Raw genomic sequence first — 14,706 nt, forward strand, 5'->3', positions numbered from 1 at the left:
GCGTGCGCGTGGATCGGGTACGGGTCAGCTGATGCCGGCGTCGGCGCAGAGCTTGGCGTACGTCCCGGCGCAGACCTCGTCCTTGGTGACGTAGCCGTCGGCGATGACGTCCTTGACGTTCTCCTTGTAGATCGCCTTCGGGGTCAGCAGCACCGCCGGGACGTCCCGGCCGCCCTCCGGGTCCTTGACCGTCTGCGGGGTGTCCTTCTTCACACCCTTGGCCACCGCGATGGCCAGCTCCGCGGCGGCGTCGGCCTCCTGCTTGACCGCCTTGTACACGGTCATGCACTGGTCGCCGGCGAGGATGTGTTGCAGGCCCTGCGGGGTGGCGTCCTGGCCGGTCACCGGGACCTTGCCGTTGAGCTTGTTCTTCTTCAGCACCGAGATGGCCGCGTTGCCGAGGCCGTCGTTGGCCGCGAGCACGCCGTCGATCTTGCCGCCGGTCTGGGTGAGCATCTGCTCGAAGATGGTGGCGGCCTGGGCGTTGTCCCACTCCGGGACGTTCTGGTCCGGGCCCTTGGTGTATTCCTTCGAGTCGAACTTCGGCTTGAGCACCGAGTCGTACCCGTTCTTGAACAGGGTCGCGTTGTTGTCGGTCGGGGCGCCGTTGAGGTAGGCCACGACCGGGTTCTTGGCGCCCTTGTCGGTGAGGCACTTGCTGAGGCCCTCGCCCTGGAGCTTGCCGACGGCCTCGTTGTCGAAGCTGACGTAGTAGGTGGCCGAGCCGCCCAGGGTGAGCCGGTCGTAGTCGATCGTCGCCACGCCCTGGGACTTGGCCTTGTCGAGCACGGCCTTGCCGGTGCCGGAGTCCAGGTTGACGATCATCAGGGCGGTCACGCCGTTGGTGATCATCTGGTCGGCGATGGTCTGGAACGCGTTCTTGTCGCCCTGGGCGTTCTGGATGTCGTACTCGACGCCGGCGGCCTTGAACGCCTCCTCCAGGAACTTGCGGTCCGCGCCCTCCCACCGGGCGGAGGACTTGCTGTCCGGCAGGATCACGCCGATCTTCGGGGCCTTGTCGCTGCCGCCAGCCTGGTCACCGCTGCCGGAGTCGTCGCCGCAGGCGGTCATGCCGCCGGTGGCGAGCAGGCCCACGGCGGCGAGGGTGAGGAAGCCCTTGCGCATGTGCAGGGTCCTTTCGGGGGTGGGGGATGATGCTGGTTTGTTGTGTCCGGCAACGTATTCCGCGTCACACTGTGGGCACAAGAGTGCCGAGGTGGCGAGTTTGTTGTTGGCAGTAACAATTCAGCAACGTCCCTGTCACCCGGCCGTCGCCCCACGCGGGAGCGCTCTCCCGCCGGCTCGGGGAGCGGCGCAGCTCAGCGGGCGGACAGCGGGGCCGTGGCCGCCCCGGTGAGGGCGACCAGATCCTGCGGGGCGAGTTGGAGCTGGAGGCCGCGCCGGCCCGCCGAGACGTAGACGGTGGGGTGGTCGAGCGCCGACGAGTCGAGCACCGTGGGCAGCCGCCGGCGCTGGCCGAGCGGGCTGATCCCGCCGCGCACGTAGCCGGTGACCCGTTCGGCCACCGCCCGGTCGGCCATGGCGGCCCGCTTGCCGCCGACCGCCGCGGCGAGCGCCTTGAGGTCCAGCTCGCCGGTGACCGGCACGACCGCCACGGTCAGCGCGCCGTCGACCTCGGCGACCAGCGACTTGAACACCCGCTCCGGCGGCACCCCCAGCGCCGCCGCGACCAGCGCGCCGTAGTTCGGCGCGTCGGGGGAGACGTCGTACGGATGCGTGCTGTGGGCGATCTTCCGCTTCGTCAGCAGCGCGGTCGCCGGAGTGCCCTGTCCCGCCATGACCGTCAAGTTAACCCGGGCCCGGGTGGCCCGCGAGCCGATAAGGCCGGCTACCCGACCGGCCGGCAGACCAGCGCCGTCGGCGCCCCGGCGACCCGGGTCAGCACCAGGCTGGCCGCCTCGTCGCCGGCCAGCCGCAGGTCCCGCCGCAGCTTCTCCGGCTCCAGCGCGGAGCCGCGCTTGAGGATCTCCACCCGCCCGACCCGGCGGTCCCGCAGCAGCGCCCGCAGCCGCTTGAGCGAGAACGGCAGCACGTCGGTGACCTCCAGGCAGCGGGCGAACGGGGTCGCCGCCGGGGCGTCCGCGTAGAGGTAGGCGATGCTCGGGTCGGCCAGCGTCGCGTCGAGGGCACCCGCCAGCTCCGCGACCAGGTGCGCGCGGACCACCGCCGGGTCCGGGTCGTACAGGAAGCGGCGGACCGGCCCGACCGGCGCCTCGGCGTCGCCGGAGCCGGTCACCTGATAGGAGGGGACCCTTCCTCTACCGGAGGCGTTAACAGGGGGCCCTTCCTTACCGCGCAGCAGGGTGGCCCGGCGGGGGACCTCGGCGAGCCGGCCGCACCACAGCGCCGCCTCGACCAGGTCGCCGTCCGCGCTCACCCACTCCGCCTCGGCGCCCGCGGGGATCAGCGCGTGGTCGATCCCGGGCGCCACCTTCACCACCGTGTACGGCACCCGCGCGGCCAGGCCGACGACGAAGTCCCAGGGCGGGGAGTAGGCGTTCGGGTCGAAGACCCGCCGCCCGGTGCCCGCCTTCCGCCGCGCCGGGTCGCAGAACACCCCGTCGACCCGGCTGACGTCGAACGCCGTGGCGTCGCCGCACTCCACCGTGAACAGTTCGGCCAGCCCGGCCGCCTCCGCGTTGGCGGCGGCCATCGCGGCGGTCACCGGGTCGGCCTCCACCCCGTACACCCGGATGCCGGCCCGGGCGGCGGCGAGCGCGTCCGCGCCGAGGCCGCACCCGAGGTCGGCCAGGGTGCGCACGCCGGCGGCGCGCAGCCGGCGCGCGCGCCGCGCCGCGACGGTGCCGCGGGTGGCCTGCTCCAGCCCGGCCCGGGTCAGGAACATCCCCGCCGCCGCCGGCCCGAACTTGCCGACCGCCCGGCGGCGCAGCTCGGCCTGGGTGAGTGCGGCCGCCGCCAGCGCGGGCGGCATTCCGGCCGAGCGGAGCGCGGCCGCCGCGGCCAGCGGGTCGCTGCCGGCCACCCGCGCGGCCGCGTCGAGCGCGACCGACCCCTCGGGCGTACGCAGGGCGGCGAACTGGTCGAGGTCCACGCGGTCATTCTGGCCGCCCGGCCCGACGCGCCGGCCGGCGGGTTGGCACTCTCCTTGACGGAGTGCTAGCCGAGGAATAACCTGCGATTAGCACTCTCACCCCGAGGGTGCCAGCTTCCGGGCTGTCAGGCCCGGGCGCTGAACGCCAGGCGGACCGGCACCCGCGACGACGGCCCCGCCCGGTGGCATGTGGCAGATTGACGCCGGTCGGCATGCCGACCGGTAACGAAACCAGTACCCCAGGAGGGTATGCCCGTGACTACCGCGACCAAGGTTGCGATCAAGCCGCTCGAGGACCGGATCGTGGTCCAGGCGAACGAGGCTGAGACCACCACGGCGTCGGGCATCGTGATCCCCGACACCGCCAAGGAGAAGCCGCAGGAGGGCACCGTCCTCGCTGTCGGCCCGGGCCGGATCGACGACAAGGGTAACCGCGTGCCGGTCGACGTCAAGGTCGGCGACACCGTCCTCTACTCGAAGTACGGCGGCACCGAGGTCAAGTACGCCGGCGAGGAGTACCTGGTGCTCTCCGCCCGCGACGTCCTCGCGGTCATCGAGAAGTAAGCAACCGATCAGTGTCGTTGCCCCGGTCCGGCTCGCCGGGCCGGGGCAACGTCGCTTCGAAGGGACATTCATGGCGAAGATCCTGAGCTTCTCGGACGACGCCCGGCACCTGCTCGAGCACGGTGTCAACGCCCTCGCGGACGCGGTCAAGGTGACCCTCGGCCCGCGCGGGCGCAACGTCGTCCTGGACAAGAAATTCGGTGCGCCCACGATCACCAACGACGGCGTGACCATCGCCAAGGAGATCGAGCTCACCAACCCGTACGAGAACCTCGGCGCGCAGCTGGTCAAGGAGGTGGCGACCAAGACCAACGACGTCGCCGGCGACGGGACCACCACCGCCACCGTGCTGGCCCAGGCGATGGTCCGCGAGGGCCTGCGCAACGTGGCCGCCGGCGCCAACCCGACCGGCCTCAAGCGGGGCATCGACGCGGCGGCCGCCAAGGTCTCCGAGGCGCTGCTCGGCCGCGCGGTCGAGGTCGCCGACAAGAAGTCGATCGCGCACGTCGCGACCATCTCCGCGCAGGACGCCACCATCGGCGAGCTGATCGCCGAGGCGATGGAGAGGGTCGGCCGCGACGGTGTCATCACCGTCGAGGAGGGCTCCGCGCTCACCACCGAGCTGGACGTCACCGAGGGCCTCCAGTTCGACAAGGGCTTCATCTCGCCGAACTTCGTCACCGACGTGGAGGGGCAGGAGTCGGTCCTGGAGGACCCGTACATCCTGATCACCACCCAGAAGATCTCGGCGATCGAGGAGCTGCTGCCGCTGCTGGAGAAGGTCCTCCAGAACAGCAAGCCGCTGCTGATCATCGCCGAGGACGTCGAGGGCCAGGCGCTGTCCACCCTGGTGGTCAACTCGATCCGCAAGACCCTCAAGGTCTGCGCGGTCAAGGCCCCGGGCTTCGGCGATCGCCGCAAGGCGATGCTCCAGGACATGGCGATCCTCACCGGCGCCGAGCTGGTCGCCCCGGAGCTGGGCTACAAGCTCGACCAGGTGGGCCTGGAGGTGCTCGGCAGCGCCCGCCGCGTGGTGGTCGACAAGGAGAACACCACGATCGTCGACGGCGGCGGCCAGGCGGGCGAGGTCGCGGACCGGGTGGCCCAGATCCGCAAGGAGATCGAGGCCTCCGACTCCGACTGGGACCGGGAGAAGCTCGCCGAGCGGCTGGCCAAGCTGTCCGGCGGCATCGCGGTCATCAAGGTCGGTGCCGCGACCGAGGTCGAGATGAAGGAGCGCAAGCACCGCATCGAGGACGCGATCGCCGCGACCAAGGCCGCGGTCGAGGAGGGCACCGTCCCGGGCGGCGGCGCCGCCCTGGCGCAGATCCTGCCGGCGCTCGACGACGACCTCGGCTTCACCGGTGACGAGAAGGTCGGCGTCTCGATCGTGCGCAAGGCGCTGGTCGAGCCGCTGCGCTGGATCGCCCAGAACGCCGGCCACGACGGCTACGTCGTGGTGCAGAAGGTCGTCGGCAAGGAGTGGGGCCACGGCCTCGACGCCGCCAGCGGCGAGTACGTCGACCTGGCGAAGTCCGGCATCCTCGACCCGGTGAAGGTGACCCGCAACGCGGTCAGCAACGCCGCGTCGATCGCCGGCCTGCTGCTCACCACGGAGAGCCTCGTGGTGGAGAAGCCGGAGAAGGCCGAGCCGGCCGCCGCCGGTGGCCACGGCCACGGCCACGGTCACGGCCACCAGCACGGCCCGGGCTTCTGACCCTCGCCGTACGCCTAGTCGGGGCGCACCGTCCGCGTGACGGTGCGCCCCGACGCCTTTCGGGGGCGGCGCGCCGTCGTGGACCGGGGACGGCGCGACGCCGCGCCCCGGGCGGGGGCGCGGCGTCGGTGTGGTCCTCGGGTGGCCGGGCTCAGGCGATCTTGCGCTGGGCCGGGACGGTCGACTTGTGCGGCCGGCCCAGGCGAGCCTCCAGGCGGGCGATGTCGACCCGGGTCTGCCGGCGGTCGGCCAGGTCCTCCCAGCCGACGGCGAGCAGCCGCAGCCGCTCCGACTCGCTGAAGCCGCCCCACACGCCGTACGGCTCCCGAACGGTGAGGGCGTGCGCGGCGCACTCGGCCCGGACGGGGCAGGTGCGGCAGACGGCCTTGGCGCCGGACTCGCGGCGCAGGCGCGACGAGCCGCGCTCGCCGTCGGGGTGGAAGAACTGTGCGCTGTCCCGGCCCCGGCAGGCACCGAGCCGCTGCCAGTCCCAGAGATCGACGATGGGTCCGGGCAGTCTACGTACGTTCGACATCAGCACCCCTCCTCCCGCGCGGCACCGCGGAGATCCATGTGAACCGGCGTCCGGGCGGCGGTCCGCGCAGGCGCGCCGTTTCCGGCCTGGATGCTCCCTACCCGAGCCTTCCCCGGCTCACACTTCTGTGATCGAAAACCTTGGGCAACTAGCGGCATATGCCCTACTTGTCGGAAAAGTTCGGAGGATTGCCGGGAACCTCCTCGCGACCGGACTCGGTCATGGTCTGCTCGTGGGCGGAGAGGAGACCACTGTGCGTACGGTTCTCGTGTGCGTTCGGACACCGCTTGCGGCGCAGCATCTGACGTCCGCGGCGGCCCGGCTCGGGCTGTCCGCCGTCGTGCGGACCGCTGTCTCCGATCCCGAGGTGATGTTGCGTCTGGCCGAGCGTCCGGCCGACGTGGTGCTGGCGGACACGGCCCTCACCCGGCCGGACAGCGCGGGCTTCGTGCGCCGGGTGCTCGCCCGCGCGCCGCAGGCCTCGGTGCTGCTGCTCGGCACCGAGGAGTCGGAGGCGGCCGCCGCCACCATCAGCGCCGGCGCCCGGGGCCTGATCCAGGGCGCGGACCACGACCTGACCAGCGCGGTCGCCAAGGCCCTGCTGCTGCTCGTCGCCCCCGGCCGGGCGACCCGGAGCCGGGTCACCGACCCGGCGCGGGACACCGCGGCGGTCGGCGGGCCCGCCCGCGCCACCCCGGCCGGCCGGCCGCCGGCCGACCCCGGCCCCGCCTGGTCGGCCCCGTCCGCAGACGGCGCGGGCGGGGCGCCGACCGTGGTGCCGGCGCAACGCGGCGACGACCCCGCCGACCCGGCCGACCCGGCCGGTGAGCCGGCGGAGGCGGTGCCCGCGGGGCAGCGGGGCGCGTCCGGCGCGCGCGGCGGCCGGTCCCAGATCGGGCTGACCGAGCGCGAGCTCCAGGTGCTGCTCGGCATGGCGGAGGGCAAGAGCAACGCCGAGATCGGCCGCGAGCTGTTCGTCTCGGAGGACACGGTGAAGACCCACGCCCGCCGGCTGTTCCGCAAGCTCGGCGCCCGGGACCGCGCGCACGCCGTGGCCGCCGGTTTCCGCGCCGGGCTGGTGGCCTGAGCCCGGAATGCCAGGCTGGTGGCCTGAGCCCGGGATGCCGGGCTGGTGGCCTGAGCCCGGCGCGCCTGGCCGATGGGCTGGCGAGCGCGGCCGCCGGCTGCCGCTCGGTGCCGAGCGCGCGGCGCCGGGCCGGTGAACTGCCGGGGGTGGCCGACGGCCGGTGCCCCCACGGCGGCGGCCGTGCCTCAGCTCTCCGTGCCGTGCTCCTCGTCCGAGCCCTCGGTCAGGGTGTCGTGCACGCCGTCCGCGTAGCCCCGGGCGTAGTCCCAGGTGACGTAGTGGTCCGGGTCGGGGTCGTAGGCCGGCTCGTGCACCCGGGGCCGCCCGGAGCTGAGCAGGTGACGCAGGTTGCCCCGGAGCAGGTCCCAGTCGAAGTAGTGCGGCTCCCGGCAGTCCTCGCACTCGATGACCAGCCCGCGCACCCCGATCGGTGCCAGCAGCGCCTGGTAGATCTCCAGGTCGGCGAGGTCCTCCAGCACGTCCTGCCGCTCGACGTCGGTCAGCGGGTCGAGCGGGGCGTCGTCGCCCGGATCGTGCAGACCGGCGGCCGGGTCGGCCGGGTCGCCGTTGAAGGGGTCGATGGGCTCGTCGTGCACCCCCTCACCGTAGACCCAACGCCGGGGCCGCGTCCGCCCCCGGGCCGTCGGTGACCTGCGCCGCCACCGGCGGGGGCAGCCCAGGTCAGTGGGTACGATGGGACGACGCGCAGTCACCCGGCGTGCGCCGGCGCCCGCCCGCGCCACCTCGCTGAAGCCCGTCCGAGCAGCTCAGGGGAGCAATAGTGGAAATTTCGCCCAGCACCGATCTGCCGACCGCCGCCGACAGCGGCGAACTGGGCGGCCACCTGCCGGAGTTGCCCGCCGGCTCGGCCCGGGTGGTCCCGCTCGGCCTGACCTTCGACGACGTGCTGCTCCAGCCGGGCGAGTCGGACGTGGTGCCCAGCCGGGTCAACACGGTGACGAAGCTGACCCGCAACATCAACCTGAGCGTCCCGCTGCTCTCCAGCGCGATGGACACGGTGACCGAGGCGCGGATGGCGATCGCGATGGCCCGCCAGGGCGGCATCGGCGTGCTGCACCGCAACCTCTCCCTGGAGGACCAGGCCCTCCAGGTCGACCTGGTCAAGCGCTCCGAGTCCGGCATGATCACCAACCCGGTGACCGCCAGCCCCAACGACACCCTGCGGGACGTCGACGCGCTCTGCGGGCGCTACCGCATCTCCGGCGTGCCCGTGGTGGACGGCGAGGGCCAGCTGGTCGGCATCGTCACCAACCGCGACATGCGCTTCGTCTCCGACCCGGCCACCCCGGTCCGCGAGATCATGACCCGCACCCCGCTGGTCACCGCCCCGGTCGGGGTGAGCAAGGACGACGCCCTGGGCCTGCTGCGCCAGCACAAGGTCGAGAAGCTGCCGATCGTCGACGAGTCGGGTCGGCTGCGCGGGCTGATCACGGTCAAGGACTTCACCAAGAGCGAGCAGTACCCGAACGCCACCAAGGACGACGCCGGCCGGCTGCGGGTCGCCGCCGCCGTCGGGGTGGGCGACGACGCGTACAAGCGGGCGCGGGCGCTGGTCGACGCGGGCGTCGACGTGCTGATCGTGGACACCGCGCACGGCCACCAGCGGGCGGTGCTGGACATGGTCCGCCAGCTCAAGAAGGACGTCACGATCGACATCGTGGGCGGCAACGTCGCCACGTACGCCGGCGCGAAGGCGCTGGTCGACGCGGGCGCCGACGGCGTGAAGGTCGGGGTCGGCCCGGGTGCCATCTGCACCACCCGGATCGTCGCCGGGGTCGGCGTACCGCAGATCACCGCGATCATGGAGGCCGCCCGCGCCGCGCGGCCGGCCGGCGTCCCCGTGATCGGCGACGGCGGCATCCAGTACTCGGGCGACATCGCCAAGGCGCTGGTCGCGGGCGCCGACACGGTGATGCTCGGCAGCCTGCTGGCCGGCTGCGAGGAGAGCCCCGGCGAGCTGATCTTCATCAACGGCAAGCAGTACAAGGCGTACCGGGGCATGGGCTCGCTCGGCGCGATGCAGTCCCGCGGGCAGGCCAAGTCCTACTCGAAGGACCGCTACTTCCAGCAGGACGTGCTCGCCGAGGACAAGCTGGTCCCCGAGGGCGTCGAGGGCCAGGTGCCCTACCGCGGCCCGCTGTCCGCCGTCGCCCACCAGCTCATCGGCGGGCTGCGCGCCGCGATGGGGTACGTCGGCGCGGAGAGCATCCCCGAGCTGCACCGCCGCGGTCAGCTCATCCGGATCACGGCGGCCGGGCTCAAGGAGAGCCACCCGCACGACATCCAGATGACGGTCGAGGCGCCCAACTACCACTCCCGCTGACCATCCCCCTGTGACAACTGGAGTCCCCCATGCGTGACGTGGTCGAGATCGGGCTGGGCAAGACCGCGCAGCGCGGCTACCACCTGGACGACATCGCCATCGTGCCGAGCCGCCGGACGCGGGACGTCGACGACGTCTCCACCGCCTGGCAGCTCGACGCGTACCAGTTCGGCATCCCCTGCGTCGGGCACCCCTCCGACGCGACGATGAGCCCGGCGTCCGCCGTCCGGCTCGGCCAGCTCGGCGGTCTCGGCGTGCTCAACGTCGAGGGCCTGTGGACCCGCTACGAGAACCCGACGAAGGTCCTGGAGGAGCTGTCCGCGCTGGGCGAGGACGCCCGTGCCACCAAGCGGCTCCAGGAGGTGTACGCGGAGCCGATCCGCCCCGACCTGATCGCCGAGCGGGTCCGTGAGCTGCGCGCCGGCGGCGGGACGGTGGCCGTCCGGGTCAGCCCGCAGCACACCCTGGCGCTGGCCCCGGTGATCCTCGACGCCGGCGTGGACATCCTGGTCATCCAGGGCACCATCGTCTCGGCCGAGCACGTCTCCACCACCGAGGAGCCGCTGAACCTCAAGGAGTTCATCGCCGACCTGGACCTCCCGGTCATCGTCGGCGGCTGCACGGACTACAAGACGGCGCTGCACCTGATGCGCACCGGCGCGGCCGGCGTGATCGTCGGCATCGGCGGCGACGACTGGTCGACCACGGACTCCGTGCTCGGCATCCGGGTGCCGATGGCGACCGCGATCGCCGACGCCGCCGCGGCCCGCCGGGACTACCTCGACGAGACCGGCGGCCGGTACGTGCACCTGATCGCCGACGGCGACATCCAGACCTCGGGCGACATCGCGAAGGCCCTCGGCTGCGGCGCGGACGCGGTGATGCTCGGCGAGCCGCTGTCGCTCTGCGCGGAGGCGCCGGCCGGCGGCGCCTGGTGGCACTCCGCCGCCAGCCACCCGTCGCTGCCCCGGGGCGCGTTCGAGGTGGCCGGCGAGCCGCTGGGGTCGATGGAGCAGCTGCTCTTCGGCCCGGCGGACGAGCCGGACGGCCAGCTCAACCTCTTCGGCGGGCTGCGCCGGGCGATGGCCAAGTGCGGCTACCGCGACCTCAAGGAGTTCCAGAAGGTCGGCCTGGTCCTCGACCGCTGACCGCACGAAGAAGCACCGCACGCACCGGTCGCGCCGATAGGCTCGGCCGGTGCGTCGTACTCCTGACCGGATCCGCCCGACGCTCGTCGCCGTGGCGGCGGCGCTCGCGCTGCTGGTCGCCTGCACCACCGATGCCGCCGACCGGCGGGGCGGGCGCGACGGCCTGCGCCCGGGCAGCGTCGACCTCGCCGACCCGTACGTGCCGGGCGCCGGCAACGGCGGGTACGACGTCTCGCACTACCGCCTGGCGGTCCGGTACGACCCGGCGAACGACCGGTTGACCGGGCGGGCGAAGGTCGTGGCGACGGCGGTGCACGGGCTGTCCCGGTTCACCCTCGACCTCGCCGGCCTCGACGTCGCCGCGGTCACGATGGGCGGCGCCCGCGCCGAGCACCGGCGCGACGGCGACGAGCTGGTGGTGACCCCGCGCCACGGGCTTCCGCAGGGCCGGCAGTTCGCGGTCGAGGTGGACTACTCGGGCGTGCCGACCGCGAAGGCCGACGGGCAGCTCGGCACCGGCGGGTTCCTGCACACCGCCGACGGCGCCATCGCGCTCGGGCAGCCCTGGTCGGCGGCCACCTGGTTCCCGGTCAACGACCACCCGTCGGACAAGGCCACGTACGACATCGAGGTGACCGTCCCGGACGGGCTGGCCGCGCTGAGCAACGGGGTGCCGGGGGAAAGGACCAGCGCCGACGGCTGGACCACCTGGCGGTGGGCCGAGCGGGCCCCGATGGCCAGCTATCTCACCACGCTGGTGATCGGCGCCTACCGGGTGCAGACCGGCACGCACGCCGGCAAGCCGATGGTCACCGCCGTGCCGGCGCGTCTGCCGGCCACCGGCCCCGAGGACGCCTCGCTCGCCCGTACCGGCGAGATCGCCGACTTCCTGGCCAGCCGGTTCGGGCCGTACCCGTTCGACGCCTACGGTGGGGTCGTGGTCACCGACGACCGGGTCGGCTACGCGCTGGAGACCCAGTCCCGGCCGGTCTACGGGCCCGGCTTCTTCCGCAACGGCCGCCCCAACCCGGGGGTGGTCGCGCACGAGCTGGCCCACCAGTGGTTCGGCAACAGCGTGACGCTGACCCGGTGGAGCGACATCTGGCTCAACGAGGGCTTCGCCAGCTACGCGGAGTGGCTGTGGGAGGAGCACGACGGCGGTCGCACCGCGCAGCGCACCTTCGAACTGGAGTACGCCGCCACCGACTGGTCCCGCCCGGTCGTCGACCCCGGACGGTCGGGGCTGTTCGGCACGGCCGTCTACAAGCGCGGGGCGCTCACCGTGCACGCGCTGCGCCGCACGGTCGGCGACGACGCGTTCTTCCGCATCCTGCGCACCTGGACGGCCGAGCGGCGGGGCGGCAACGCCACCACCGAGGACCTGGTCATCCTGGCCGAACGGGTCTCCGGGAAGTCCCTGCGCCAGCTCTTCGACGCCTGGCTCGTCGGCGACTCCGCCCCCGCCCTGCCCTGACGCGGCTCTCAGGGCCGCTCGGTAGGCTGCCGCCGGACCGGCCGGGCGCGGGTCCGGCACCGGGTCGCCGGCGGGGCAGCCGGCGGCACAGGGGAAGGGACGAGGCGATGACGCTGTCGCGGAGGCTTCTGCGCGCGGGCACCGGCCTGCTGCTGACCGGGGCGCTCGGGTTGGCCGGGTGCGGGTCGGCCGACGAACCGGCCCCGGCCCCGGCCACGGACGCCGCGTCGCCGAGCGCGGCCCGCCAGTTCAAGCCCGGGGCGGCCGGCGTCGGCGACGAATATTTCCCGACCTACGGCAACGGCGGGTACGACGTCAGCCGCTACACGGTCAAGGTCCGCTACCACCCGGAGCAGGACCGGCTCACCGGCACCACCACGCTCCAGGCGGCGGCGACGAAGGACCTGTCGGCGTTCAACCTGGACCTGGCCGGGCTGGCGGTGCGGTCGGTGACGGTGGACGGCGCCCCGGCGAAGCACAGCCGCAGGGACGACGAGCTGGTGGTCACGCCGGCCAGCGGCCTGATCGCGGGCAACGGCTTCGTCGCCGAGATCGCGTACGAGGGCGAGCCGGAGCCGCTGCGCAACGAGACCCTCGGTGTCGGGGGCTTCCTGCACACCGACGACGGCGCCATCGCGCTCGGCCAGCCCGAGTCGGCGAGCACCTGGTTCCCGGTCAACGACCACCCCTCGGACAAGGCCACCTACGACTTCGAGATCACCGTCCCGAAGGGACTGACGGCGGTCAGCAACGGCGTGCCGGCGGGGAGGAGCACGGCCGGCGACTGGACCACCTGGAAGTGGGCGGAGCGCAGCCCGATGGCGAGCTACCTCAGCACCGTCGTGATCGGAAAGTTCCGGATCACGGAGGGCGAGCACAAGGGACGGCCGGTGTTCCACGCGGTCACCACCGACCTGCCGGAGGGCGCGGCGGACCGGTCGATCGCCGACACGGTCGAGGTGGCCGACTATCTGGAGAGCGTCTTCGGGCCGTACCCGTTCGGGGCGTACGGCGGCGTGGTGATCTCCGACGCCCGGATCCGGTACGCCCTGGAGACGCAGAGCCGCCCGGTCTACTCGGCGGGCTTCTTCCGGGGCGGCGAGAACACCGGGGTGGTCGCGCACGAGCTGGCCCACCAGTGGTTCGGCAACAGCGTGTCGCTGGCGAGGTGGCAGGACATCTGGCTCAACGAGGGGCTCGCCACGTACGCCGAGTGGCTCTGGGCCGAGCACGACGGCGGGCGCACCGCCCAGCAGGCGTTCGACGACCGGTACGCCGGGTCGTCCGACCAGGTCTGGCGGACGCCGCCCGGCGAGCCGGGGGTGGCGAACCTGTTCAGCGAGTCGGTCTACCAGCGCGGCGGGATGACCGTGCACGCGCTGCGGGTGGCCGTCGGCGACAAGGCGTTCTTCGAGATCCTGCGGACGTGGGCGGCGCAGAAGCGGGACGCCAACGCCACCACGGCCGAGTTCGTCGCGCTGGCCGAGCGGGTCTCGGGCAAGAAGCTCGACGACCTCTTCGACGACTGGCTGCGCGGCACCGGGCGCCCCGCCCGGCCCGAGCCGCTGTGACGGCGGTCAGCCCTTGACGCGCAGCTCCGGGTGGGCGGCGAGGTACGCGTCCGCCCGGCCGGCGCGCAGCTCGGTGAGGAACTTCCGGCCGGTCGGCTCAAGCTGCTCGCCCCGGTAGGCGCTGCCCTGGCCCACCCCCTCGCCGGGCAGGCCGACCAGCACGAACCGGTCCGGCGACAGCCCGCCGAGGGCGTACGCGACGTCCACGATCCGCGGCCCGCCCGCGTAGACCAGCGTGTCGCCGAGCGCGTCCACCACCTGCTGGACGCGCTCCGGCTGCCGGGCCAGGTCCTCGTCGAGGATCTTGGTCACCAGCGCCTTGACCAACTGCTGCTGGTGGCGCTGCCGGGCGTAGTCGCCGCCGGTGATGTAGCGCTGCCGGGCGTAGTCCAGCGCCTGCCAGCCGGTGAGGTGCCGCTCGCCCTTCTCGTAGACCATCTGCGGCCCGACGTAGCCGCCGCCGCCCGGGGCGGGCTCCCGGTGCCGGCCGTCCGGGCGGCGGTGCAGCGAGACCACCCGCTGGTCGACGTAGAGGTCCACCCCGCCGAGGGTGTCCACCAGCTTGTCGAAGCCGTTGAAGGTGAGCACCGCGCCGGCATCGATGCGCAGCCCGGTGTAGCCGCTGACCGTGCTGCGCAGCAGCTCGAACCCCTGGGCGGTGCTCGGCTCCTTGGGCTTGCCCGGCACCCGGCTGCCGTAGCTCATCGCGTGGGTGAGCTTGGTCTTCCCGCCGCCGTAGCCGGCCTTCGGGAAGGCCGGGATGTCGACCAGCAGGTCGCGGGGGAGGGAGAAGAGGTACGCCCGGTCGAGCCCCTTCGGCACGTGGACCACCAGCACGGCGTCGCCGTGCGGCTCCCAGCCGGGCACGCTGACCCGGGTGTCCACCCCGACCAGCAGGAGGTTGAGCGGGCCGGTGATGCCGGCGCCGGGCGGCGCCGTGGGGCTCGGGGTGGGATCCGCGCGCGGCGTGGCGCTCGCGGTCGGCGTGGCGGCGGTCGGGCCGGTCCGCCGTGACCCGTCGTCGCCGACGAGGCGGGTGACCACCAGCACGCCGGCGGCCACCAGCACCGCCGCCGCGAGGGCGGCGAGCCCCAGCACCCACCTCGGGCGCTGCGCCCCTGTCCCCTGAGCCATGCGACACCCCCGTGTGAGACAACGTTCGGAGTCCGGGCCCGGGTTCGGGTGGGCGTCCC

The 14,706-nt window shown here is 73.3% G+C and carries 13 protein-coding genes; 7 read left to right on the forward strand and 6 right to left on the reverse strand.

Annotation, left to right across the window (positions count from 1 at the left end; all coding sequences use genetic code 11):
* Window positions 1–24 precede the first annotated feature (24 nt).
* The 3 genes from ACGFZ2_RS05740 to ACGFZ2_RS05750 form a co-directional block, all read right to left on the reverse strand.
* Window positions 25–1,125, reverse strand: coding sequence for a sugar ABC transporter substrate-binding protein (locus ACGFZ2_RS05740; protein ID WP_393450581.1), 1,101 nt, complete (start codon window positions 1,123–1,125; stop codon window positions 25–27).
* Window positions 1,126–1,319: 194 nt separating this feature from the next.
* Window positions 1,320–1,799, reverse strand: coding sequence for a Cys-tRNA(Pro) deacylase (ybaK, locus tag ACGFZ2_RS05745; RefSeq protein ID WP_350704052.1), 480 nt, complete (start codon window positions 1,797–1,799; stop codon window positions 1,320–1,322).
* 50 nt (window positions 1,800–1,849) lie between these two features.
* Window positions 1,850–3,073 carry a methyltransferase domain-containing protein gene (locus ACGFZ2_RS05750; RefSeq protein WP_393450584.1) on the reverse strand — a complete coding sequence of 408 codons (1,224 nt, stop codon included), beginning with the start codon at window positions 3,071–3,073 and terminating at the stop codon, window positions 1,850–1,852.
* Window positions 3,074–3,322: 249 nt separating this feature from the next.
* Here ACGFZ2_RS05750 and groES point away from each other — a divergent pair, with 249 nt between their 5' ends.
* Both groES and groL read left to right on the forward strand, forming a co-directional pair.
* The gene (gene groES, locus ACGFZ2_RS05755; RefSeq protein ID WP_088998427.1) at window positions 3,323–3,637 is read left to right on the forward strand and encodes a co-chaperone GroES; all 315 of its coding nucleotides are present in this window, start codon (window positions 3,323–3,325) and stop codon (window positions 3,635–3,637) included.
* 70 nt (window positions 3,638–3,707) lie between these two features.
* Window positions 3,708–5,354 (forward strand): chaperonin GroEL, encoded by a 1,647-nt coding sequence (gene groL / locus ACGFZ2_RS05760; protein WP_393261531.1) that lies wholly within the window; start codon window positions 3,708–3,710, stop codon window positions 5,352–5,354.
* A gap of 151 nt (window positions 5,355–5,505) precedes the next feature.
* On the opposite strand, the gene ACGFZ2_RS05765 is transcribed toward groL, so the two are convergent.
* Complete coding sequence (locus ACGFZ2_RS05765) at window positions 5,506–5,889, reverse strand: WhiB family transcriptional regulator (protein WP_393450587.1); 384 nt, start codon at window positions 5,887–5,889, stop codon at window positions 5,506–5,508.
* Window positions 5,890–6,142: 253 nt separating this feature from the next.
* Here ACGFZ2_RS05765 and ACGFZ2_RS05770 point away from each other — a divergent pair, with 253 nt between their 5' ends.
* Window positions 6,143–6,976: a response regulator transcription factor gene (locus tag ACGFZ2_RS05770; RefSeq protein ID WP_393450590.1), complete on the forward strand. Its 834-nt coding sequence runs from the start codon at window positions 6,143–6,145 to the stop codon at window positions 6,974–6,976.
* 185 nt (window positions 6,977–7,161) lie between these two features.
* Here ACGFZ2_RS05770 and ACGFZ2_RS05775 read toward each other — a convergent pair whose 3' ends face one another.
* Window positions 7,162–7,572 (reverse strand): DUF5319 domain-containing protein, encoded by a 411-nt coding sequence (locus tag ACGFZ2_RS05775; protein WP_393450593.1) that lies wholly within the window; start codon window positions 7,570–7,572, stop codon window positions 7,162–7,164.
* A 185-nt stretch (window positions 7,573–7,757) separates the two neighbouring features.
* On the opposite strand from ACGFZ2_RS05775, the gene guaB reads away from it, so the two are divergent.
* The 4 genes from guaB (at window position 7,758) to ACGFZ2_RS05795 (ending at window position 13,513) form a co-directional block, all read left to right on the forward strand.
* Window positions 7,758–9,320, forward strand: coding sequence for an IMP dehydrogenase (guaB, locus tag ACGFZ2_RS05780; protein ID WP_350704041.1), 1,563 nt, complete (start codon window positions 7,758–7,760; stop codon window positions 9,318–9,320).
* 29 nt (window positions 9,321–9,349) lie between these two features.
* Window positions 9,350–10,468 carry a GuaB3 family IMP dehydrogenase-related protein gene (locus ACGFZ2_RS05785; RefSeq protein WP_350704039.1) on the forward strand — a complete coding sequence of 373 codons (1,119 nt, stop codon included), beginning with the start codon at window positions 9,350–9,352 and terminating at the stop codon, window positions 10,466–10,468.
* 49 nt (window positions 10,469–10,517) lie between these two features.
* Window positions 10,518–11,942 carry a M1 family metallopeptidase gene (locus ACGFZ2_RS05790; protein ID WP_393450599.1) on the forward strand — a complete coding sequence of 475 codons (1,425 nt, stop codon included), beginning with the start codon at window positions 10,518–10,520 and terminating at the stop codon, window positions 11,940–11,942.
* A 107-nt stretch (window positions 11,943–12,049) separates the two neighbouring features.
* Window positions 12,050–13,513 (forward strand): M1 family metallopeptidase, encoded by a 1,464-nt coding sequence (locus ACGFZ2_RS05795; protein ID WP_393450602.1) that lies wholly within the window; start codon window positions 12,050–12,052, stop codon window positions 13,511–13,513.
* Window positions 13,514–13,519: 6 nt separating this feature from the next.
* Here ACGFZ2_RS05795 and ACGFZ2_RS05800 read toward each other — a convergent pair whose 3' ends face one another.
* A complete protein-coding gene (locus ACGFZ2_RS05800; RefSeq protein WP_393450605.1) occupies window positions 13,520–14,647 on the reverse strand; it encodes an LCP family protein in 1,128 nt (375 codons plus the stop codon).
* Window positions 14,648–14,706 lie beyond the last annotated feature (59 nt).

This window comes from Micromonospora sp. NPDC048063, assembly GCF_043202855.1.
Taxonomy (GTDB): domain Bacteria; phylum Actinomycetota; class Actinomycetes; order Mycobacteriales; family Micromonosporaceae; genus Micromonospora.

Excerpts from the sequence above, each read along its gene's own strand:
- ACGFZ2_RS05795 (WP_393450602.1), top strand. The coding sequence starts at position 12,050 with ATGACGCTGTCGCGGAGGCTTCTGCGCGCGGGCACCGGCCTGCTGCTG.
- groES (WP_088998427.1), top strand. The coding sequence starts at position 3,323 with ATGCCCGTGACTACCGCGACCAAGGTTGCGATCAAGCCGCTCGAGGAC.
- ACGFZ2_RS05785 (WP_350704039.1), top strand. The coding sequence starts at position 9,350 with ATGCGTGACGTGGTCGAGATCGGGCTGGGCAAGACCGCGCAGCGCGGC.
- ybaK (WP_350704052.1), bottom strand. The coding sequence starts at position 1,799 with ATGGCGGGACAGGGCACTCCGGCGACCGCGCTGCTGACGAAGCGGAAG.
- ACGFZ2_RS05740 (WP_393450581.1), bottom strand. The coding sequence starts at position 1,125 with ATGCGCAAGGGCTTCCTCACCCTCGCCGCCGTGGGCCTGCTCGCCACC.
- groL (WP_393261531.1), top strand. The coding sequence starts at position 3,708 with ATGGCGAAGATCCTGAGCTTCTCGGACGACGCCCGGCACCTGCTCGAG.
- ACGFZ2_RS05765 (WP_393450587.1), bottom strand. The coding sequence starts at position 5,889 with ATGTCGAACGTACGTAGACTGCCCGGACCCATCGTCGATCTCTGGGAC.
- ACGFZ2_RS05800 (WP_393450605.1), bottom strand. The coding sequence starts at position 14,647 with ATGGCTCAGGGGACAGGGGCGCAGCGCCCGAGGTGGGTGCTGGGGCTC.